Below are 19,994 nucleotides of genomic sequence, written 5' to 3' on the forward strand. Positions count from 1 at the left end.
TCAATCTCCCTTGATTAAGTTGTAAGTGATACACATCGGTTTATTCGTCCGCGGATCGCGTCCGATTTCAGCATCGATATGGAATACTTCTTGTAAAACATCTTTTGCGATGACTTCCTCACATGTTCCGGCTTTGACGACTTCACCATTTTTCATGGCGATGATGTAGTCAGCGAAGCGGGCTGCTTGATTCAAGTCATGCAGGACCATGACGATCGTTCGTCCTTCGGTCCGGTTGAGATGCTCGAGCAGTTCGAGCACCTCGAGTTGGTGGGCGAGATCAAGATAAGTCGTCGGTTCATCGAGGAAGATGATGTCTGTCTCTTGGGCGAGTGCCATCGCGATCCAGACCCGTTGACGTTGACCACCCGACAGCGCATCGACCGGACGATGTTTGAATGCCATCGTATCCGTTGCTTCGAGTGCCCAATCGATGATCTCGTAATCGTGTTTCGTCAAGCGTCCGAATCCTTTTTGATACGGGAAACGACCGTATGAGACGAGCTCTGCGACCGTCAAACCACTTGCGCTCTCCGGAGTTTGTGGCAGAATAGCCATCTTCCGAGCAAGCAGCTTCGTGCTTTCCTTTGCGATATCAAGACCATCGAGCAACGCACGCCCTGATTGATGAGGAATGATTCGTGTCATCGCTTTCAGCAAAGTCGATTTACCACATCCGTTCGCGCCGATGATCGTCGTAATCTGACGATCGGGAATTTGGACGGACAAGTCTTTAACGATGGGGCGATCACCGTAGCCGATATTGATTTCTTCTGTTGCTAGACGTACCATACGCGCCGACTCCTTCGTTGTTCTCTCCGTTTTCACTGATAATGATTATCACTATCGTCTCACTAACCATACCAGTCCTGTAAAAACGCTGTCAACATTTTTTCTTGTATTCAAGAGATGTTCACGTTATCATGAGGTAGTGAGAATGATAATCAATAACAATCAAGGATGAGGAGTGAGTGAGATGAGGGAACAGGAGTTGTTCGACGTAACGATCATCGGTGGAGGACCAGCAGGGTTATATTCGACGTTCTATAGTGGTCTTCGGGGCATGAAGACGAAATTGATCGAGTATCAAGCAGAACTCGGAGGAAAACTGCACGTCTATCCGGAAAAGATGATCTGGGACGTCGGTGGACAACCGCCGATCACTGGTGAAAAACTCATGGCTCAACTCGTCGAACAGGGACTGACGTTCCAACCGACCGTTCAATTGAATGAAAAGATCATCTCGATCGCAAAAGACGTCTTCGGAAACTTCGTCTTAGAAGCGGAATCAGGTCGGATCCATTATTCGAAGACGGTCATCGTCGCGGTCGGCGGCGGTATCCTCAATCCACAAAAATTAAAGGTCGAAGGCGCGGAACGTTTCGAAGTGTCGAACTTGAACTATACGGTCAAATCAATCGAGCGCTTTAAAGGAAAGACCGTCATCGTCTCAGGTGGTGGGAACTCGGCGATTGACTGGGCGAACGAACTTGAACCGGTCGCGAAACAGGTCTACGTCACGTATCGCCGGGATTGTTTCTCGGGACATGAGGCGCAAGTCGACCAGCTCGTCAAAAGCTCGGCGGTCTGCCTACTTAATACGACGATTCATAAATTGATCGCCAGTCCCGATCATCAACGGATCGCGTCGGTCGAGTTGATTGACTGTCAAACAGACGAGATCGTCGAGATTTCAATTGATGAAGTCATCATCAATCATGGGTATGAACAGGATGCGGCACTGCTTGATGCGTGTGATCTCGATATCGCACGGGTCGACGATTTCTACATCGCGGGGAATGCCGCGAGTGAATCGAGTGTCCCGGGATTATATGCAGCTGGAGATATCTTGTCGCATGACGGGAAGGTCCATTTGATCTCGGGTGCGTTCCAAGATGCGGCAAATGCCGTTAACCGGGCGAAACGCTTCATCGAGCCGGAAGCACCAAAAGTAGCGATGGTCTCGTCACACAATGAAGTCTTCAAAAAACGCAATCGTGCGTTGATTGAGGAACGCGTCAATCAACAATCTTGAATAATATGAAAACGTCCAAAATGCTTGGAAACAAGCGGATTTTGGACGTTTTTTCGTACAGAATTCAGTTTTGTACTATAACAGGTGGATTTGACAATGTACTGTATTTAGGACAAAATTCTACTTATGTTCCACTACATGTAGGATACAAGTAAGACGGATGTATAAGGAGGAAGCGTATGACAACTACGAAACGTAAGCCCATTGGCCTTGCCTGGCAGATTTTAATCGGCTTGATTCTCGGGATCACAGTCGGTGGTGTATTTTATGGGAATCCCCATGTCGCGGAGTGGCTTAAGCCAATCGGTGATATCTTTATCCGGATGATGAAAATGATCGTCGTCCCGATCGTCTTCACGACGATTGTCCTCGGTGTCTCATCGGTCGGTAGTCCGAAGAGTCTCGGACGTCTCGGCGTCAAAACACTAGGTTACTTCACGATCGTGACGATGATCGCCATCTTCACGGGGTTATTTGCAGCCAATCTGATTGAACCGGGTGCTGGCATTAATATGTCGACACTTGATAAAACGGATATCTCATCCTATGTCGCGACGGAAGAGACGACAAAAGACGAAGGACTCGTCGAAAAAATCGTCAATATCGTACCGACGAACATTCTCGATGCGATGGTCCGCGGTGATATGCTCGCTATTATTTTCTTCTCAGTCTTATTCGGACTCGGTGTCGGTTTTGCAGGAGAGAAGGGTCAACCGGTCATTCGTTTCTTCGAAGGTGTCGCAGCGGCGATGTTCAATCTCGTCAACATCGTTATGAAGTTCGCGCCAATCGGTGTCTTCGCCCTGATTGGTGTGACGGTTTCGACGTTCGGGATTGACTCGCTTGGTTCGTTATTCAAGCTCATCGCGACATTGTATGTCACAGCGCTTCTCTTCATGATCATCGTCTTCGGCGGCATCATGAAGTGGGTTGGTGTTCGTGTTTCGGACTTCGTCCGCGTCTTCAAGGATGAATTGCTCTTGACGTATTCGACAGCCTCTTCAGAAACAGTTCTTCCACGGATCATGGAAAAACTCGAGAAGATGGGCGTGCCGAAATCAATCGTCAGCTTTGTCGTACCGACGGGTTATTCGTTTAACCTTGACGGATCAGCACTTTATCAAGCACTCGCTGCCTTGTTCATCGCGCAGATGTACGATATTCCTCTATCGATTGGGACGCAAATCACACTCGTCTTCGTCTTGATGCTGACATCAAAAGGGATGGCTGCCGTTCCTGGCGTCTCCTTCGTCGTGTTACTCGCAACACTCGGTACGGTCGGTATCCCGGCAGAAGGACTTGCCTTCATCGCGGGGATTGACCGAATCATGGATATGATGCGCTCGGTCGTCAACGTTACAGGAAACACGCTCGCTTCACTCGTCATCGCGAAGTGGGAAGGTGTCCTGGATGAAGACCAACTCGAGACGTTCATGTCGACAGAAGGTAAAAAAGACGACGTCCGCAGTGCGTGACTATCGTAAATACAAGGAAGGACTGAATCGTCAGTCCTTCTTTTTTTCGTCCCTGAAAATAGATGAAAGTCGATTGTTTTTAAAGAAAAGATCTTATTTTTGATTATAGTTAAAAATATGTTGAATATTATTAATTTTAAAGTTAATATTGTTGATATAGTCATAAGGGAGAGGCGATAGGATGCAAACGGTAGGAATCGTCATTGGTATTGTCACAGTCTGTATCGTACAATTTTACTTAGCACGGCGCGGAAGAGTCTGGAGTTTCATCATTCCAGCGATCATCATCGGTCTCGGAATTTACTGGTATTTCGGAGCAGGACCACACTCGTCGGATCGGGAGTCATTGATCCGAATCGGTACGTGTGTTGGGTTGTCCATGATGATCTCGATGGCTGAGATGGGTGTCGACTCGCGCCGCAAGCAACTGAAGCGTGAAAAAGAACGAATGGAGATTCAAGATTTGTAAGAGAAGTGAGGGAACACGATGGAACGACAAGACGTGCCCGCTTGGGTACTGGCACTCGAACAGGAACATCTCGAGTTCATCCGAAAGTTCGTCTTGAGCTCTGGTTCGTTGAAGGACATGGCAACGGCCTATCAAGTATCCTACCCGACCGTCCGGGCGAAGTTGAACCAGTTGATCGAGCGGATTGATTCGGTGCAGCAGGAAGATGTCGAATTCGTCAACATGATCAAGAACTTGGTCTTAGATGAACGGTTGAGTCTCGATGTGGCGAAGACGATCATCGATTCCTACCGCAAGGGTCAAGCGAAAGAATAAACCAAAAAACGAGATTCCCGTCTGACGGAAATCTCGTTTTTTTATTGTTTGTCATTCTTTTTGTCCTGTTCCTTCTTGATCATCTTCTTTGCTGCTGCGCGGAAGCGGAAGATCAAGTAGAGACGGTAGAAGTCGATCGCAGCGAACAATGTCAGCAGGATCGTCCAGAAGTTAAAGACCGTTCCTGCTTCGACCGAGTTGTTGTAGGCGAGGAACATGAAGAGAATACCGAATATGGCATAGAATACTGCCATGAAGTTCGAGCTTTGACGCATGAAAACACGACCTTTCGTAAATTAAGACATCGCGTAGATGGCGAGTACGACGATTCCGTTGTTAAAGACATGAATGGCGATTGGAGCAAGGATCCGGCGCGTTTTGACGAAGACGAGCGAGAAGACGAAACTCATCGCGACATAGATTAAAAATTTGTTGTCTTGGTGGATGAGGGCGAACAAGCCACCCGTCAGGATGAAGCTAAAGAAGAAACCGAGCTTCGATGAGAGATTGCCGAACATGATGTGCCGGAACAAGAACTCTTCCATGATCGGTCCAAGTAAGACGACCATGACTTGTAAGAGTGGGATGACTTGGATCGCTTTCATGATCTGATCCGTATTTTGCGATTTCGCGACATTTTCGATTCCGCCTGCCATCCAGGCATCAATCAAATTGACGCTGATCAAGAGCGCATACAGGAGCGCAATCCCAATCCCGATCCATTTTAGTGTATCCATCGGATCGGTTTGACGTCCTTCTGCCTTCCACTTCTGCCAATCGGGACGCAGGCAGTAGTAGGAGACGATGACGGCGACGGTGAAGCCGATCGCGAGCCACCAACCGGCGACGTCAGCAATGACGTTCTTCGGAAGGAAATACTGGAACGAACCCGGAACCAATTGGACGATCAGATAGATGATGATCGGGATGACGTGACGCTTTTGCCACTTCTCCGCCATCAGAAAAGGCAGACTGATTGGATTTTTCATCGTACAGGACACAACTCCTTTGTAATGAAGGTACTGTCCCGATTGTAACAAACAAACGGTCTTGGCGCACGATTGACGATGATTCAAAGGTGTCGATTTCGGGAAAACGGATAAAGGTTCAGGCTTGAATTCGGAAGAGAAAGCGTATAAGATAAAAATATGTTAGCACTCAACGAAAGTGAGTGCTAAAAAACAGTCATTTTCAAGGAGGATGTTTCGCATGTTAAAACCACTTGGTGATCGCATCGTGATCGAAGTCGTTAAAAAAGAAGAAACAACACTCGGAGGAATCGTTCTTCCTGGGTCAGCGAAAGAAAAACCACAAGAGGGTAAAGTCGTCGCTGTCGGTACAGGCCGTGTGACAGAGCAAGGCGTACGTGTACCACTTGAAGTGAGTGTCGGAGATCACGTCATCTATGCACAATATGCCGGTTCAGAGGTCAAAGTCGACGGCAATGAATACTTAATTTTACGCGAAAGCGATATTTTGGCAGTAGCCGAGTAATTCAGTCAATCATCTAAAGGGGGATTTCAGTCATGGCAAAAGAGATTTTATTCAGTGAAGAAGCACGTCGGGCAATGCTCCGCGGGGTCGACGCATTAGCGGATGCAGTCAAAGTCACGATCGGACCAAAAGGACGCAACGTCGTCCTCGAGCGGAAGTTCGGTTCACCACTCATCACGAATGATGGTGTGACGATCGCAAAAGAAATCGAACTCGAAGATCACTTCGAAAACATGGGTGCAAAACTCGTCGCAGAAGTTGCCTCAAAAACGAATGAGATCGCAGGGGATGGTACGACAACAGCGACAGTCCTCGCACAAGCGATGATTCGCGAAGGTCTTAAAAACGTCACAGCGGGTGCGAACCCGATGGTCATCCGTAAAGGAATCGAAAAAGCGGTTCGCCGTGCCGTCGAAGAGTTGCACACGATCGCAAAACCAATCGAAGGTAAAGAAGCAATCGCCCAAGTCGCAGCAATCTCAGCAGCGGACGAAGAAGTCGGTCAATTGATTGCGGAAGCGATGGAACGTGTCGGTCAAGATGGTGTCATTACGATCGAAGAATCACGCGGCTTCACGACAGAACTCGACGTCGTCGAAGGGATGCAGTTCGACCGTGGTTACGCATCACCATACATGATCACGGATTCAGACAAGATGGAAGCGGTCCTTGAGAACCCGTACATCCTTGTGACGGATAAAAAGATCTCGAACATCCAAGAGATTCTTCCGGTCCTCGAGCAAGTCGTCCAACAAAACAAACCACTTCTCATTATCGCAGAAGACGTCGAAGGTGAAGCACTCGCGACACTCGTCGTCAACAAACTCCGTGGTACGTTCAATGCGGTGGCAGTTAAAGCACCAGGCTTCGGTGACCGCCGGAAAGCGATGCTTGAGGATATCTCGATCGTCACAGGCGCAGAATTGATCACAGAAGACCTCGGTCTTGATCTGAAAGAAACACAAATCACGCAACTCGGTCGCGCGTCGAAAGTCGTCGTTTCAAAAGACAACACAACGATCGTCGAAGGCCACGGACACGGCGATTCAATCGAAGCACGTGTCGGGACAATCCGTGCACAAATCGAAGAGACAACAAGCGACTTCGATCGTGAGAAATTACAAGAGCGTCTGGCGAAACTCGCAGGTGGCGTAGCAGTCGTCAAAGTCGGGGCAGCAACTGAGACAGAACTCAAAGAACGTAAGCTCCGGATCGAAGATGCACTCAACGCAACACGCGCAGCGGTCGAAGAAGGTATCGTAGCAGGAGGGGGAACAGCCCTCATCCACGTCACGAAAGCCGTCGAATCGATTCTGTCGGTCTCAACAGGCGACGAAGCAACAGGTGTCAACATCGTTCTTCGTGCACTCGAAGCACCACTTCGTCAAATCGCGGAAAACGCAGGTCAAGAAGGCTCCGTCATCGTCGAGCGTCTCAAGCATGAAGCGCCAGGAATGGGCTACAATGCGGCAACAGACGAGTATGTCGACATGATTGAAACAGGAATCGTCGACCCAGCGAAAGTAACGCGTTCAGCACTTCAAAACGCAGCATCCGTTTCAGCGATGTTCTTGACGACAGAAGCCGTCATCGCGGACAAACCAGAGCCAGCTGGATCTGCTCCTGCAATGCCTGATATGGGCGGCATGGGTGGAATGGGCGGAATGATGTAAGGCATTTCATCTCTAAAGTACCGAATCCTAGTAAATAGGGTTCGGTACTTTTTTATAATTCATACTTTCAGAATGAGTTGAATAATTATTCTTTTATTTGTAATATTATACTTAATGTTTAAACAATATACATATATAGAATTCACTAGAAGTGAATGAGGAGAGATTTAACATTTAATCGTCGCCTTACGTTAGAGATCAAAAGAGAGATAGGGGTCATCGAATGAATGAAATTTTAAAAGGTATAGTAACGTCTGGGACGCTCATTATCGCTATTGGAGCACAAAATGCATTCGTTTTAAAACAAGGTTTATTAAAAAATAATATTTTCTGGGTAGCCTTGGTGTGTTTTTTATGTGATGTGATACTGATGTGCACGGGTGTATTAGGGGTCGGTACTGTTATTAAAAACAATACGTTTGCGAATGTTGGTCTTGCGATTGTCGGAGGACTATTTCTGCTATTATATGGATTCAAATCTTTTCGAAGCGCGTTTTCATCGTCAGGTGCAATCGATATTTCAACCGATGTTAAAATCATTCCCATTCATAAAACAATTTTAGTTACATTAGCAATTACACTTTTAAATCCACATGTGTATTTAGATACGGTCGTCGTCATCGGTGGTATAGCTGGGACTTTGACATTTGATCAAAAAGTCAATTTCTTAATTGGAGCCTTAGTTGCCTCTTTTGTCTGGTTTTTTGGATTAGGATATGGATCGAGATGGCTCATTCCTGTATTTAAACAACCAAAAGCGTGGAAAGTATTAGATTTTGGAATAGGATGCTTAATGTTTTGGCTATCGTATCAATTGATTCAATTTGCTTTAGAAAAAAGTTAAAAAAGATATTTAAAGGACTAAGGAGCAACTGCAAAATATGAAGGACGATGAGATTTTATATTTAGTTGAACAGATGTCTGATGAAGAATACCTCTATCATGAAGAATTAAAGTGCTATACGAACGAAGGCTCACCATCCGACTTAGCTTATGCAAGAGTCCGTCAATTTAGGGATGTGAATATACTTCCGATATTGAACACGTTACTCGACAAAGTGAAACAAGCAGAACAAAAACAACATCTTTATTTTATGATTGGAACGATTGGTGTGAATTCGGGAGATGTTCGTGCAGGGATGTTATTGCTTGAGAGACTGGAGCAAGAGACAAAGCCGAGTCTTCTCGAAACCATTTTGGAAGAACTAGCAAAACAACAATGCATTCCTGATACAGAACGAATCGTAAAATACATAGACGATTCTCGGTCGTCTGTTCGAGAGGCTGCGATTCAAGCATTGCGAGCCTGTCGAGATGAGACAGCAGAGGATGTGCTAATTCGTTTGATTACGACATCAAATAACTCTTTTGATATCATGAGTGCTAATTTTGTTTTAGCCACGATTGGAACAGAGCGAGCCGTTCCTTATTTGACTCCTTTGTTGGATCATTCTCGAGGAGACGTGAGACGTTCGGCTTTAGCTGCACTGAGTGAACTTGGAAATGGATTAGATCCTTCAATACTTTTGCATGGCCTAAAAGATCGATCTAGCAATGTGAGAGAGTATGCGTTAGTCGCAATTGAGCGACATGGTTATGAAGTAGCGATTGAACCGGTGATCAAACGTGTACAAACATTATTGAAGCGAACGCGACAAATACAAACAGATGAAGTCCTAATCGCTCTTCGATTTTTACATCGATACCAGCATTCCTATCAAGCGGTTCCTAAACTATTTCATTGGATCATTCAAACAAAAAGAAAAGTCTTGTTTGACGAAGAATGGCAATGGATCGAAGACCATTTTACTTGCTATTGATGGGCTCGAGGATAGGTGGAGATAACAATCAATAAACAAGCCTGACCTTCTTCACGTCTAGTGAGAAGTCAGGCTTGTTTATTTTAAGAAAATCAGATGCACTTTGATTACTCCAGTTCATTCTCCTCAATAATCTTATCCGACAGCTTTAACTGCTTACTCACATCCTTCACTTGATTTCGACAGAACTTCAGCTCAACTTTCTTTTTCGTTGAGACGTCGTAACAGGTGCCTTCACCGGATGCTTTCGTCAAATCTGCTTCATAGTAATAGTCCTGATAGCGGAACGAACCATCGCGGAAGCCCGTCAGATTCGGTTTGTCGTCGACGAGGGATTGACCCATCATATAGGACGTCTTGAGATTCAACAGATCAATGATCGTTGGTGCGATATCAATCTGTCCGCCATTCTCTTTCATGATCCGACCGGTTTGTTGATCGGGTTTTTTGATGAAGAGCGGGATGCGGCGCTCGAGTTCAAAGGCAGCAACCGGAGACGAGACATCCGCTTTTTTGCTCATCTCACTGCCTTCATTGACGAGTCCACTATCGTGATCACCATAAAAGATGACGAGGGACTGGTCCCAAAGATCCCGTTGTTTCAACTCGTCGATCATCTTTCCGACACCAGTATCGACGTAATGGACAGTCTGATAATACCGTTTCAGCATCGGATCCTTATATCCAGACAGATCAAGCGTCTGGTCTTCCTTGTCGATCTCATACGGCGTATGACTCGTCAGCGCGACTAAAAACGAGAAGAACGGTTCTTGCAACGTCTCCATGTGATCAATCGATTCGAGGAAGAACTGCTGATCGTTCAGCGCCATGCCGATTTTCTTCTCTTTTGAATAATCCTTTTGGCTGAAGAAGTGCTTAAAACCGATGTTCTTGTAAACATCGTTACGATTCCAGAAGACTTTTTCATAGGCATGCATCGCTGCCGTATCGTACCCGTTTTTCTCAAGTAATGCAGGGAGAGGCTCGAATTCATTCGTCGGATATTGTGTATAAACAGAGCCTGATTTCAATGGATAAAGCGATGTGTTCGTGATGAACTCAGCGTCCGAAGTTCGTCCTTCATGCGTCTGGTGGTAGAACGACGAGAAGTAGAGCGATTCCTTCTTCAATTGATTCAGGTTCGGCGTCACTTCTTCACCGTTGATGGTCTGGTCAATGACTGAAGCCTGGAACGACTCGAGCTGCACCAGAATGATATTTGGTGTCTGCTTCGGACCAGTTGGATTCGTCTGTTCCTTTTGATTGATGCGCTGTTGTTCCTGTGCCGTCAGTCCGTCACTTGGTCGTCCGGTCACACCTTTGAACACATCCCACCCGTGATAACCCCAAAAGCCGAACAAGTAATAGTCACGCATATCGGAGATTGTTGCCGTCGGTTGACGATCTTCCGTTAGCGTCCGGTACGTCAGCAGCGAGGCAGACAAAATAATGCCACTGACTGCAAGGAGTCCAGCTGTCCGGCGTCGTGTTTGCGCTGTCGTTACCTCCGGTCGTTTGCGGAAGACAAAGAGCAGTACCATGAAAATCAAACTATCAGCGAACAAGAGGAAGTCTTGCGGTACGATCAAGGCAGTGAAGCCGCTACTGACGTCACTCATCTGCGTCATCTGTGAGAGGAGCGAGACGGAGAGGAAGTCCTCGAAGTAACGGTAGTACCACATGTCGGAAGCCAGCAGAAAACTGTGCGCCAGCAGTAGACCGAGCCAGACCCAGCGGCGTTTATTCCACGGAATCAGTAACGTCCAGCTCGATAGGATCAGCATGCCAGCAAGATTCATCAGTGTTAAATGAAGCGAAAGGTCGGTTTTTGTAAAATAACTAAATAGCATGAACTTCAGCATGCCGAGTAACAGATAAAGGGTGTAGCGAATCGCCATGGTCAGTACTCCTTACGTGTGTCATCACACGTTCTTTACCCTAAACGTTTGATGGTGGAACGCCCAGATGTGGACAGCCATGTTCGCTCGTTCCATGATGTAGTCGAAAAATTGGTCTAAATTTCCTCTTGAATTCAAACAATTGACGTTAATTTGCGCAGAAAGCGGGAATAGAAAGCGTGTACGTCCATCGTCCGTCACTGTCTTTTAAAAAAGGAGCGAAGTCATGTCAAACGTGAAACTAGCGGTCATCTATTACAGCGCAACCGGAACGAACCATCAACTTGCCTCATGGGCAAAAGAAGCGGGAGAAGCAGCAGGGGCGGAAGTCCGTCTTGCGAAAATCAAGGAGACAGCCCCAGCAGAAGCGATTGCTTCGAACCCATTGTGGCAAAAACATGCGGATGCCACACGTGATATCGAAGAAGCGACACCGGATCTACTCGACTGGGCAGATGCGATTATCTTTAGCGTCCCGACACGTTACGGTCATGTCCCAGGACAATTCCAACAGTTCCTCGACACGACAGGCGGACTGTGGGCACAAGGCAAACTCGTCAATAAAGTCGTCAGTGCAATGTCGTCGGCACAGAATCCGCATGGCGGTCAGGAAGCGACTGTTCTCGCAGTTTATACGACGATGTTCCACTGGGGTGCTATCGTTGCGGCACCGGGTTATTCGGATCCTGTCTTGTTCGCAGCAGGCGGAAATCCATATGGTACATCGGTCACGGTCGACCAAGACGGCAACATGGTCGAATCCGTTGAACCAGCCGTGCGTCATCAAGCGAAACGGACGGTTGAAGTGGCAAGCCGTCTCAACTCATAACATTACCTAATTTAAAAAGCGCCGGAATGCTGATTCGCATTCTGGCGCTTTTTCGTATGCATTATGTGTTTTGTGTTAACGGAAGTTCGACTGTGAACGTCGAGCCTTGTCCTTCGATTGACTCGACATGGATTTCTCCATCATGTCCACGCGCAATTTCGCGACAGATCGAGAGCCCAAGACCAGTACCGCCGATTTGACGGGTGTCCGAATTGTCAACACGATAGAATTTTTGGAACAGGTTACTCATCGCAGAAGCTGGAATCCCGATACCCTCATCTTGAATCGCAACCGTGACACGTGACGCATGTCGCGTCAGTTGAATATCGATCGTTCCACCCGCTGGTGAGTATTTGATTGCATTGTTGATCAGGTTACTGAACAATTGGCGAATCTTCTTCGCATCCCCTTCGACGATCAATGGTTCAACGTTTCGGAATATTTTAATCTCGTGGGAAGAAGACGACAGGCTATGCAACTGTTTCAAATCCCGAATCATCGCGACGATATCGAACGGTGCCATCTCATATTCCTGACGGTTTGCTTCCATCCGTTGCAGGTCGAGGAAGTCATTGATCAACAGCGAGAGGCGTTCCGTTTCCGAGTGGACCGCTTCGAGATACTTCTTCTGTCGCTTCGGTGGTAGGTCTCGCTGGATCATCAGCTCAGTAAAGCCATAAATCGACGAGAGTGGTGTCCGCAGTTCGTGTGAGATCGTCGAGACGAGTTCGTTTTTGATCCGGTCAATCTCGACCTCATTCGTCACGTCACGTAAGACGAGTAGTATCCCGCGGAACTGTCCACCATAGTGGATGCTCTCGGAGTACGTCTTGATGAAGCGTCGCTCGTGATCGATCGAGAAAGTGATCCCTTCACCGATTTCTCGTTTCACGAACGTCTTTTTCAAGTAACGTTCGAATTCTGATAATTGATCCACACGGTGTTTGAGTTTGACGACAGACGGAGTGATATTCATTAGTCCGTTCTCATCGATACTGTCATCAATCGGATGATCAAACAGGTCAAGTAACGGTCGATTAATCAATTGAATATCACCTTCAGGTTCAATATAAACAATCGATTCACGAATCGAGTTCAACAGTCGCGCTGTTTTTTCCCGTTCGCGTTCAATCTCGTCGAACGTCCGCATCCGCAAGAGCGATAATGCCAGCTGACGCGCGAAGGCGGCTAATTCTTCCTGCTCATAACGATCGAACGGATCCTGATCGCGGGACAAGAAGATATAGGCGATGATCTCATTTTGACTCGGATCAAGAACTGGTGTGACGGCGCGTGCGATTTCGTCTTCGAACTGTGTATGCGGTCGTTTGTCTTGTCGCGACTCACGCAATAACGGCTCGATCGTTGGCATCCAGTCCTCGACTGTGAGCGGTGTCTGCGGATAAAAGACGATGTCGATCACTTTCGTTCCATCCTTGAAAATCAGAGCACCTTGCGTCGCGTTCGTGATTTCGACCATCTTTTGGATGACAACAGGATAAGCACTGATGCTATCGCGCGATGCAAGTGTCTCTGTCAATTGATTCCGTAGACGCAAGTGGGACTCGTTCCGTTGCGTCAGTTTCAACGCATCTTCGAGATTGACGTTCGTCGACATCAATTGATGTTTGTTTTCAATCAAGGCTGTCGCCATCTGATGGAACGATTGACTCAATTCACCGATCTCGTCAGCACGGTTAAGTGGAATCAGTGGTAATGTATGCTCACCACTTGCGAGAAGCTTGCTCTCCTTGCTGAGGAGATGGATTTGTCGCGTCGTCCGTTCGATGAACGGACGGACGATGAGCAAGATGACGAGGAATAGGACGAGCAGATTGACGAGCCAGATCCACTCGGCATACTTCGTCTGAGTGACAAGTTGTTCTTTTGCACCGAGTTCTTTCGCGCGGAGACTACTCCGGTAGTTCGTGAACGTACTCTCCATCGTGTTGACACTTTTACGCATCGTCTCACTGTTCGAGGCATTCATCTTGAATTTCCGATTCGGATCTCGTGGTACTTGTGGCATCATCGCCTTCAGACTTGGCATCTGCAAGAAACGTTCGTCAATCTTTCCTTCTTGTTTTGCTTGGACATATTTAATTAAGCTTGGCATGACGAAGTTCGTATAAGAATTATAGAGCGAACGAATATCAGACGCATAGATTTGATCCGCCTTGTAGAGACGATTTTTCTCAAACCAAGCCGTCTGTTGTTCGAGTGAGGCTTTTTTTTCATCAATCACGTCGAGCACGGCGTCATCTCCAAAGACGATATAGCCCCGCATCTCGTATTGAAGGGACTGCCAATCGTCCCAGAGTTTCGTCGCTCGATCTTCGCGCATGCTGATCGCATCGAGCTCTTGTTTCGCATCCGTGACTTGGTGGTTCGTATAAAAATAAGCAGCCAGGGAAGAGATCGATAGTGTAATAAGAATGAGATAAAACGACGACATGATCTGTCGGCTGATCTTTTGATTGAACCATTTTCGCATATGGATTATGGATGCTCCTTTGTCTATGTGAGTCAAGCGTCAATTAGATGTATTACGTTGGAATATTTGTTACCGTAATCGTACATTTTTTAGACGAATAAATATAGTCATAATGCTTAAAATATCTTCAAAGTAAGAGATACAGGTTCACAAAGAAAACTTAGAACGACAAAAAAGCAGGACGGGATTTTACGCCCAACCTGCTCCGATGCCCATTAATGATGTTCGACGACAATCTTCCCAATCGTTTTTCCACTTTCGACGAGACGATGTGCTTCTTTCAGGTTTTTGGCGTTCATGCCGATCAATGTCTGCGTGACCGTCGTCTCAAGTGTATGCTCTTCGATCCATGCTGCGACTTGCGTCAGAATCTCATGTTGGCGGATCATGTCCTCTGTCGCAAACAGCGGACGCGTGAACATGAATTCCCAAACGAACGTCGCACTCTTTTGTTGGAGCGCACTTAAATCGAGTTTTTGATCCGTCTCGACGATGCTACAGATTTTTCCTTGCGGTGCGATCACATCGACCATCGTCTCGAAATGTTGGTCCGTCGCATTGAGGCAGAAGATATAGTCGACGTATTTGTAGCCGAGGGCTTCCAGCTGAGGACGGAATGCCTCGTGGTGATTGATCGTATGATGTGCACCGTGTTCCTTCGCCCAATCAATCGTCTCGTCACGCGACGCCGTTCCGATGACGGTCAGCCCAGCGTGATTCGCGAGTTGTGTCGCGATTGAACCGACACCACCAGCAGCTCCGATGATGAGGATCGTCTTCTTAAGATTCGACTTAGCATCAAACGTCAATCCGAGACGATCGGTCAATGCTTCGTAAGCTGTCAGTGTCGTCAACGGGAGAGCAGCGGCTTCGCTGAACGTCAACCGTTCCGGCTTTTTGGCGACGATTCGTTCATCAACAAGTTGGAAGTCACTGTTTGAACCGGGGCGCTGGATTGCACCGGCGTAATAAACTTCATCACCGACTTGGAAGAGGGAGGCATCATCGCCGACTTCAACGACGACTCCGGCTGCATCGTAACCGATAACCTTCGGGGCGTCTTCGTCTTTCCCGTGAGCACGGACTTTCGTATCGACCGGGTTGACGGAGACAGCTTTGATCTCAACTAAGAGATCGTGTCCCGTTGCTTCCGGGCGTGGTAGTTCCAGGTCAATCAGACTTTCGTGTTCCGTTAGTGGTAAGTGTCGGTGAAAACCGACAGCGGACATGTTCGACATCTACAATCATCCTTTCTAGATAGGAATCGCTTCTCTCCATCTGTTCCACGCTCGCTTCGTCTTAAAACCAGTTACGAAACTTTGAAAATGGATTCCCCTTCTGTCGTCAACGAAAGAATACTGGATAGATATGGTAGCATATAAGAGAAGCTATTATTTTTTGAGAAGGAGCGATTTTGTATGTATGACGTCATCTCTCTACCGGCAGGACCGACTCAAGTCACGATTGAACGTTTCCTCGTCCATGCGCATCCACACCCCCGTCCATATCGACCTGCGCGTCTGATTGCCTTGCGTCAAAGTGGTGGCGTCATGCATCGACTGTATCGCACGGAGCGGGAAATCGTGCTCTCTCCGCATGAAGCACTTGCGCCCCAAGTCCAGCGGCTCTCGTTCTCACAACAGGAGCGTGTCCTTGCGTATATCGAAGAACGGCGCGCGAGCTTCGGTTTTGATGAAGGGGAGGAATACAAGTTTTACTTACTTGAGGTGGCGTACGAGCTCCGTCACCTGCCGCGAACGGATCGACCAATCCGTTCGCATACGTACTATCAACTGGATGAGCTGTTGTCGGGTCGACCGCTTGTCTTACGAGCCAAACAGAGGGAGGAAATGAAATGAAACGCATTCAACAGATTGGAATTCCAGTGAAGGATATTAAGCGTAGTACAGCATTTTATCGGGATGTGTTGCAATTATCCGTCCTATTTGAACTCGAGACGATGGTTTTCCTTCAGTGTGGGAATATTCGATTGATGTTAACTTTGCCAGAGACAGAGGCATTCGATCATCCGAGTTCCGTTATATATTTTGAGGTTGATTCGTTGCAAGTAGAATATAAGCGGATGCAAGAACAAGGTGTCGTTTTTCTCGGAGAACCACACATGATCACGCGTTCCGAGACGGAAGAGACGTGGATGGCGTTCTTTAAGGATTCGGAACAAAATACGATGGCGTTGACGGCGCAAGTTGCTGTGACGGTCTAAACGAAATAGCCTGCTTCAGATCACATGGTTCGTGACAAGAAGCAGGCTATTTTTAAATCGCTGGCGTCGGCGTCGGTGTGACACCAGTCTTCGCGTACGCTTGATCGATGGCAGTCCGGATTTCTTTAACAGAGCTACCTTTTTGATAAGCGACGATCGACTGTGCCGCGATATCGAGACAGGTGCCGCACGTGATGCCGTGCGTCGTCCAGGTCGTGGAACTAGCAGTCTGCTCTTCGATGAAGCATTCATAGTTGCTCGTATGACCGGCAGATTCACCACAACCGCAATAACAAGGCATCTTTTTCAAGAGATCAGGATGTTTAGCGACGGAGCGGTAAATTGTCTGGATCGACTCATCCTGTTCGTTCAGAAAAGCGGGTAACGTGTCTGATCCCGCGGTCTTCTCGAGTTGATCATCAGCACCGTTGCTGGCATGGTCCGCATGATCTCCGTGATTCGTCTGTTCTGTTTTCGGAGCACCCGTTTGATCAGCCGTCCCGCATGCAGCGAGCAACAGGCTGATACTGAGGGGAAAGGCGTAACGATATAGTCGTGTTTGCATAATGTGCCTCTCTTTCATCGTCTTGCCTTCATTATAAGGAAAGACGTATCCAGAAGGCGTGACGATTTGTTGACGCTTACTTGGCGAGTGCTTCCGTGATCGTCTCGATGTTTGTTTGCATTATGCTGTAATACGTATCACCGTCTTTTCCAGGTGCGCCAAGCGAATCGGTGAAGAGTGTGCCACCGATCGGAACGCCAGTCTCCCTTGAGACGGTTTCCATACTCCGTCGATCGACGCTCGTTTCGACGAATAAGACAGGGATATCTTGCTCCTTGATCGTATCGACGATCCGGCGGACTTGTGCCGGAGTCCCTTGATTATCCGAGTTAATCTCCCAAATATAATCCGCTTTGACGTCATAGGCAGTTCCGAAGTATTTGAAGGCTCCTTCGCTCGTGACGAGATGACGTTCTGCTTTCGGAATAGCGGCAAACTGCTGTTTCGCTTCCTGATCAAGCGTCTGCAGTTTTTCGATATAGGCATCGGCATTTTTTTCGTAGTCGGCTTTGTGCTTCGGATCTTCCTTGATTAATGCCTGCTTGACGTTTTCGACGTAGCGGATGCCATTGTTTAGATCGAGCCACGCGTGCGGATCGGTCTCCGATTCCTTACCTTTCGTCGTCAGGTATTTCGGTTCGACGCTTTTGCTTAAACGATAGACAGGCGCATCAGACGCGTCTTTGCCAGTCGTTGCCCGCAGTTTATCGAACCACGCACCGCCGGCTTCTAAGTTCAACCCGTTGTAGAAGACAACGTCAGCATCTGCCATCGCTTGTACGTCTGCTGGAAGTGGGTCATACTCGTGCGGGTTTGCCCCGATCTTGACCATGCTGTGGACATCGACATGTTCACCACCGACCTCACGTGTGAGGTCAGCGAGGATCGAATACGTCGTAACAACCTTCAGCTTGCCGTTATCTTCTGCTGGTGTCGAACAAGCAACGAGCAAAACTGTGCTGAGGAGGACGAACAGAAAAAGTTTTAATCTCATACAGTGGACTCCTTTTGTTTCCGGTGACGCATCAGACCGTGACGTGGTGAGAAGACGAAGACGAGTGCGAACAACGTCGTCGCGACGAGGACGATCGACGCACCGGAAGATAGATTATAGGTGAAACTGAAATATAGTCCGACGATGGCGGACAACGTACCGAATCCAGCTGCTAGAAACAGCATCCGTGAGAGACGGTTCGTCAGCAAATACGCGGTTGCTGCCGGTGTAATCAGCATCGCGACGACGAGGATGATGCCGACGGTCTGGAGTGAAGCGACGGTGACGAGTGTCAGTAACGTCATCAGTCCGTAATGAATCCAGCGTGTCGATAGTCCATAGGCTTTCGCCATCGTCGGATCAAACGAGCTGATCAATAACTCTTTGTAGAACAAGAAGATTCCGCTGAGGACGATTAATCCGATGATGACGGTCATCCACATGTCGCTTGGCCGGACCGCGAGGACGTTGCCGAACAGAATGTGATAGAGATCGCTACTGCTGCGTAAGAACGAAATCAGGATGATCCCGAGGGCAAAGGCGGACGTGAACAGGATGCCGATTGCCGTATCGTTTTTGATACGACTGTTCTGGCTGACGAAGCCGATTCCAAGCGCCGTCACGAGACCTGTGACGACAGCACCGATCAGAAAGTTGATACCAAGCAAATACGAGATGGCTACGCCTGGTAAGACAGCGTGTGAAATCGCATCACCCATCAACGACATCCCGCGAAGGATGATGAAACAACCGATTACACCGCAGATGATGCCGACCATGACAGCGGTGATCATCGCTTTTTGTAAGAACTCATACTGAAGTAATGCCTCGATGAACGTCATCCTTGTTCCTCCTTGCGTCGCTCGAATAGGGGTAAGCCATATGCTGGTTCGAGCCATTCCGGCGTCAAAATATCAGACGGCGGACCGACAGCGATCAGTTGTTTGTTCAACAGCATCAATGTGTCGAAGTAGTCCTCTGCTTTATGCAAATCATGGTGAACGACGACGATCGTCCGTCCCTCGGCCCGAAGTGTCCGTAAGAGTTCAATGATCATCTGCTCACTTGCGACATCGATCCCGACGAACGGTTCGTCCAGCAATAGTAGTTCTGCTTCTTGGGCAAGGGCACGCGCCAGAAAGACCCGTTGTTGCTGTCCGCCTGACAGTTCACCGATTTGGCGTTCGGCATGATCCGCCATACCGACGCGCTCGAGGCATTCCATAGCGAACGCTTTTTGAGCTTTCGATGGTCGTTTGAATAAGCCGAGCTTCGGATAACAGCCCATCAACACGACATCCTGCACACGAACCGGGAAGTCCCAATCGATCGCACTTCGTTGCGGGACGTAAGCGACGCGCGACCGGACGGCTTCAAGTGATTGGTCGAGCACGCATAAATGCTCGATCCGGGCCGGGATCAGACCGAGAATGGCTTTTAAGAAAGTTGATTTACCAGCACCGTTTGGTCCGATGATGCCAATCAATGAAGCAACCGGAAGACGGACGGATACATCGTCGAGTGCATGGGTATCAAAATAGGAGACGGTGAGACGATCAACGTCAAGGGCGTACATGAATGATCACTCCTTTAGTTTGTGGTATAGAGAAGGAAAGTTTCCTTAGGGCAAAAAGTGGGATAAAAATTTTTGGTTCCAATCACTGGGAAAAGATTCGATCTGCAAATAATGTTTCCTTAAGGCAAACTTT

21 protein-coding genes are annotated in these 19,994 nt (G+C 47.8%); 11 read left to right on the forward strand and 10 right to left on the reverse strand.

Going from position 1 to position 19,994, the window contains the following annotated elements; genetic code table 11:
• A complete protein-coding gene (locus tag ACHWTJ_RS01980) occupies positions 1 to 792 on the reverse strand; it encodes an ABC transporter ATP-binding protein (protein WP_023469594.1) in 792 nt (263 codons plus the stop codon).
• Between the two features lie 184 nt (positions 793 to 976).
• On the opposite strand from ACHWTJ_RS01980, the gene ACHWTJ_RS01985 reads away from it, so the two are divergent.
• From ACHWTJ_RS01985 to ACHWTJ_RS02000, 4 genes are all read left to right on the forward strand, one after another.
• Positions 977 to 2,035 (forward strand): NAD(P)/FAD-dependent oxidoreductase, encoded by a 1,059-nt coding sequence (locus ACHWTJ_RS01985; RefSeq protein ID WP_394679009.1) that lies wholly within the window; start codon positions 977 to 979, stop codon positions 2,033 to 2,035.
• Between the two features lie 179 nt (positions 2,036 to 2,214).
• Positions 2,215 to 3,510 carry a cation:dicarboxylate symporter family transporter gene (locus tag ACHWTJ_RS01990; RefSeq protein ID WP_294740178.1) on the forward strand — a complete coding sequence of 432 codons (1,296 nt, stop codon included), beginning with the start codon at positions 2,215 to 2,217 and terminating at the stop codon, positions 3,508 to 3,510.
• A gap of 181 nt (positions 3,511 to 3,691) precedes the next feature.
• Complete coding sequence (locus tag ACHWTJ_RS01995; protein WP_394679010.1) at positions 3,692 to 3,979, forward strand: hypothetical protein; 288 nt, start codon at positions 3,692 to 3,694, stop codon at positions 3,977 to 3,979.
• Between the two features lie 18 nt (positions 3,980 to 3,997).
• On the forward strand, positions 3,998 to 4,294 hold the full coding sequence (locus ACHWTJ_RS02000; protein WP_023469590.1) for a DUF2089 family protein: 297 nt from the start codon (positions 3,998 to 4,000) through the stop codon (positions 4,292 to 4,294).
• A gap of 41 nt (positions 4,295 to 4,335) precedes the next feature.
• Here the strand turns inward: ACHWTJ_RS02000 and ACHWTJ_RS02005 are convergent, their stop codons facing one another.
• Together ACHWTJ_RS02005 and ACHWTJ_RS02010 are read right to left on the reverse strand one after the other, a co-directional pair.
• Positions 4,336 to 4,569: a DUF4305 domain-containing protein gene (locus tag ACHWTJ_RS02005; protein ID WP_023469589.1), complete on the reverse strand. Its 234-nt coding sequence runs from the start codon at positions 4,567 to 4,569 to the stop codon at positions 4,336 to 4,338.
• Between the two features lie 21 nt (positions 4,570 to 4,590).
• Complete coding sequence (locus ACHWTJ_RS02010) at positions 4,591 to 5,283, reverse strand: CPBP family intramembrane glutamic endopeptidase (RefSeq protein ID WP_294740181.1); 693 nt, start codon at positions 5,281 to 5,283, stop codon at positions 4,591 to 4,593.
• Between the two features lie 220 nt (positions 5,284 to 5,503).
• Here ACHWTJ_RS02010 and groES point away from each other — a divergent pair, with 220 nt between their 5' ends.
• The 4 genes from groES to ACHWTJ_RS02030 all read left to right on the forward strand — a co-directional run bounded on the left by groES (position 5,504) and on the right by ACHWTJ_RS02030 (position 9,281).
• Positions 5,504 to 5,788, forward strand: a complete 285-nt coding sequence (gene groES / locus ACHWTJ_RS02015; protein WP_023469587.1) for a co-chaperone GroES — start codon at positions 5,504 to 5,506, stop codon at positions 5,786 to 5,788.
• A gap of 32 nt (positions 5,789 to 5,820) precedes the next feature.
• The gene (groL, locus tag ACHWTJ_RS02020) at positions 5,821 to 7,461 is read left to right on the forward strand and encodes a chaperonin GroEL (protein WP_029342811.1); all 1,641 of its coding nucleotides are present in this window, start codon (positions 5,821 to 5,823) and stop codon (positions 7,459 to 7,461) included.
• Positions 7,462 to 7,684: 223 nt separating this feature from the next.
• Positions 7,685 to 8,305, forward strand: a complete 621-nt coding sequence (locus ACHWTJ_RS02025) for a LysE/ArgO family amino acid transporter (RefSeq protein WP_294740183.1) — start codon at positions 7,685 to 7,687, stop codon at positions 8,303 to 8,305.
• A 37-nt stretch (positions 8,306 to 8,342) separates the two neighbouring features.
• Entirely contained in the window at positions 8,343 to 9,281 is a 939-nt protein-coding gene (locus ACHWTJ_RS02030; protein WP_394679011.1) for a HEAT repeat domain-containing protein, read from the forward strand.
• A gap of 107 nt (positions 9,282 to 9,388) precedes the next feature.
• Here the strand turns inward: ACHWTJ_RS02030 and ACHWTJ_RS02035 are convergent, their stop codons facing one another.
• Positions 9,389 to 11,179, reverse strand: a complete 1,791-nt coding sequence (locus ACHWTJ_RS02035) for an LTA synthase family protein (RefSeq protein WP_394679012.1) — start codon at positions 11,177 to 11,179, stop codon at positions 9,389 to 9,391.
• Between the two features lie 226 nt (positions 11,180 to 11,405).
• On the opposite strand from ACHWTJ_RS02035, the gene wrbA reads away from it, so the two are divergent.
• Positions 11,406 to 12,008, forward strand: coding sequence for an NAD(P)H:quinone oxidoreductase (gene wrbA / locus ACHWTJ_RS02040; RefSeq protein WP_023469582.1), 603 nt, complete (start codon positions 11,406 to 11,408; stop codon positions 12,006 to 12,008).
• Between the two features lie 61 nt (positions 12,009 to 12,069).
• Here the strand turns inward: wrbA and ACHWTJ_RS02045 are convergent, their stop codons facing one another.
• A complete protein-coding gene (locus ACHWTJ_RS02045) occupies positions 12,070 to 14,502 on the reverse strand; it encodes an ATP-binding protein (protein WP_394679013.1) in 2,433 nt (810 codons plus the stop codon).
• 215 nt (positions 14,503 to 14,717) lie between these two features.
• Positions 14,718 to 15,731, reverse strand: a complete 1,014-nt coding sequence (locus tag ACHWTJ_RS02050) for a zinc-binding alcohol dehydrogenase family protein (RefSeq protein ID WP_394679822.1) — start codon at positions 15,729 to 15,731, stop codon at positions 14,718 to 14,720.
• A 189-nt stretch (positions 15,732 to 15,920) separates the two neighbouring features.
• On the opposite strand from ACHWTJ_RS02050, the gene ACHWTJ_RS02055 reads away from it, so the two are divergent.
• Together ACHWTJ_RS02055 and ACHWTJ_RS02060 are read left to right on the forward strand one after the other, a co-directional pair.
• A complete protein-coding gene (locus ACHWTJ_RS02055) occupies positions 15,921 to 16,361 on the forward strand; it encodes a hypothetical protein (protein ID WP_294740188.1) in 441 nt (146 codons plus the stop codon).
• Positions 16,358 to 16,726: a VOC family protein gene (locus ACHWTJ_RS02060; RefSeq protein ID WP_294740189.1), complete on the forward strand. Its 369-nt coding sequence runs from the start codon at positions 16,358 to 16,360 to the stop codon at positions 16,724 to 16,726. The genes ACHWTJ_RS02055 and ACHWTJ_RS02060 overlap by 4 nt, the downstream gene beginning before the upstream one ends.
• Before the next feature lie 52 nt (positions 16,727 to 16,778).
• Here ACHWTJ_RS02060 and ACHWTJ_RS02065 read toward each other — a convergent pair whose 3' ends face one another.
• The 4 genes from ACHWTJ_RS02065 to ACHWTJ_RS02080 all read right to left on the reverse strand — a co-directional run bounded on the left by ACHWTJ_RS02065 (position 16,779) and on the right by ACHWTJ_RS02080 (position 19,861).
• On the reverse strand, positions 16,779 to 17,291 hold the full coding sequence (locus tag ACHWTJ_RS02065) for a PCYCGC motif-containing (lipo)protein (RefSeq protein ID WP_394679014.1): 513 nt from the start codon (positions 17,289 to 17,291) through the stop codon (positions 16,779 to 16,781).
• A gap of 76 nt (positions 17,292 to 17,367) precedes the next feature.
• Positions 17,368 to 18,285, reverse strand: coding sequence for a metal ABC transporter substrate-binding protein (locus tag ACHWTJ_RS02070; protein WP_394679015.1), 918 nt, complete (start codon positions 18,283 to 18,285; stop codon positions 17,368 to 17,370).
• Positions 18,282 to 19,127, reverse strand: a complete 846-nt coding sequence (locus ACHWTJ_RS02075; protein WP_394679016.1) for a metal ABC transporter permease — start codon at positions 19,125 to 19,127, stop codon at positions 18,282 to 18,284. The genes ACHWTJ_RS02070 and ACHWTJ_RS02075 overlap by 4 nt, the downstream gene beginning before the upstream one ends.
• Positions 19,124 to 19,861, reverse strand: coding sequence for a metal ABC transporter ATP-binding protein (locus ACHWTJ_RS02080; RefSeq protein ID WP_394679017.1), 738 nt, complete (start codon positions 19,859 to 19,861; stop codon positions 19,124 to 19,126). Before ACHWTJ_RS02080 ends, ACHWTJ_RS02075 begins: the two co-directional genes overlap by 4 nt.
• Positions 19,862 to 19,994 lie beyond the last annotated feature (133 nt).

The organism is uncultured Exiguobacterium sp. (assembly GCF_964277885.1).
GTDB lineage: Bacteria > Bacillota > Bacilli > Exiguobacteriales > Exiguobacteriaceae > Exiguobacterium_A.

What these genes read in the sequence shown, in the direction of transcription:
- ACHWTJ_RS01980 (WP_023469594.1), bottom strand. Translation starts at nt 792, where the DNA reads ATGGTACGTCTAGCAACAGAAGAAATCAATATCGGCTACGGTGATCGC.
- ACHWTJ_RS01985 (WP_394679009.1), top strand. Translation starts at nt 977, where the DNA reads ATGAGGGAACAGGAGTTGTTCGACGTAACGATCATCGGTGGAGGACCA.
- ACHWTJ_RS01990 (WP_294740178.1), top strand. Translation starts at nt 2,215, where the DNA reads ATGACAACTACGAAACGTAAGCCCATTGGCCTTGCCTGGCAGATTTTA.
- ACHWTJ_RS01995 (WP_394679010.1), top strand. Translation starts at nt 3,692, where the DNA reads ATGCAAACGGTAGGAATCGTCATTGGTATTGTCACAGTCTGTATCGTA.
- ACHWTJ_RS02000 (WP_023469590.1), top strand. Translation starts at nt 3,998, where the DNA reads ATGGAACGACAAGACGTGCCCGCTTGGGTACTGGCACTCGAACAGGAA.
- ACHWTJ_RS02005 (WP_023469589.1), bottom strand. Translation starts at nt 4,569, where the DNA reads ATGCGTCAAAGCTCGAACTTCATGGCAGTATTCTATGCCATATTCGGT.
- ACHWTJ_RS02010 (WP_294740181.1), bottom strand. Translation starts at nt 5,283, where the DNA reads ATGAAAAATCCAATCAGTCTGCCTTTTCTGATGGCGGAGAAGTGGCAA.
- groES (WP_023469587.1), top strand. Translation starts at nt 5,504, where the DNA reads ATGTTAAAACCACTTGGTGATCGCATCGTGATCGAAGTCGTTAAAAAA.
- groL (WP_029342811.1), top strand. Translation starts at nt 5,821, where the DNA reads ATGGCAAAAGAGATTTTATTCAGTGAAGAAGCACGTCGGGCAATGCTC.
- ACHWTJ_RS02025 (WP_294740183.1), top strand. Translation starts at nt 7,685, where the DNA reads ATGAATGAAATTTTAAAAGGTATAGTAACGTCTGGGACGCTCATTATC.
- ACHWTJ_RS02030 (WP_394679011.1), top strand. Translation starts at nt 8,343, where the DNA reads ATGAAGGACGATGAGATTTTATATTTAGTTGAACAGATGTCTGATGAA.
- ACHWTJ_RS02035 (WP_394679012.1), bottom strand. Translation starts at nt 11,179, where the DNA reads ATGGCGATTCGCTACACCCTTTATCTGTTACTCGGCATGCTGAAGTTC.
- wrbA (WP_023469582.1), top strand. Translation starts at nt 11,406, where the DNA reads ATGTCAAACGTGAAACTAGCGGTCATCTATTACAGCGCAACCGGAACG.
- ACHWTJ_RS02045 (WP_394679013.1), bottom strand. Translation starts at nt 14,502, where the DNA reads ATGCGAAAATGGTTCAATCAAAAGATCAGCCGACAGATCATGTCGTCG.
- ACHWTJ_RS02050 (WP_394679822.1), bottom strand. Translation starts at nt 15,731, where the DNA reads ATGTCCGCTGTCGGTTTTCACCGACACTTACCACTAACGGAACACGAA.
- ACHWTJ_RS02055 (WP_294740188.1), top strand. Translation starts at nt 15,921, where the DNA reads ATGTATGACGTCATCTCTCTACCGGCAGGACCGACTCAAGTCACGATT.
- ACHWTJ_RS02060 (WP_294740189.1), top strand. Translation starts at nt 16,358, where the DNA reads ATGAAACGCATTCAACAGATTGGAATTCCAGTGAAGGATATTAAGCGT.
- ACHWTJ_RS02065 (WP_394679014.1), bottom strand. Translation starts at nt 17,291, where the DNA reads ATGCAAACACGACTATATCGTTACGCCTTTCCCCTCAGTATCAGCCTG.
- ACHWTJ_RS02070 (WP_394679015.1), bottom strand. Translation starts at nt 18,285, where the DNA reads ATGAGATTAAAACTTTTTCTGTTCGTCCTCCTCAGCACAGTTTTGCTC.
- ACHWTJ_RS02075 (WP_394679016.1), bottom strand. Translation starts at nt 19,127, where the DNA reads ATGACGTTCATCGAGGCATTACTTCAGTATGAGTTCTTACAAAAAGCG.
- ACHWTJ_RS02080 (WP_394679017.1), bottom strand. Translation starts at nt 19,861, where the DNA reads ATGTACGCCCTTGACGTTGATCGTCTCACCGTCTCCTATTTTGATACC.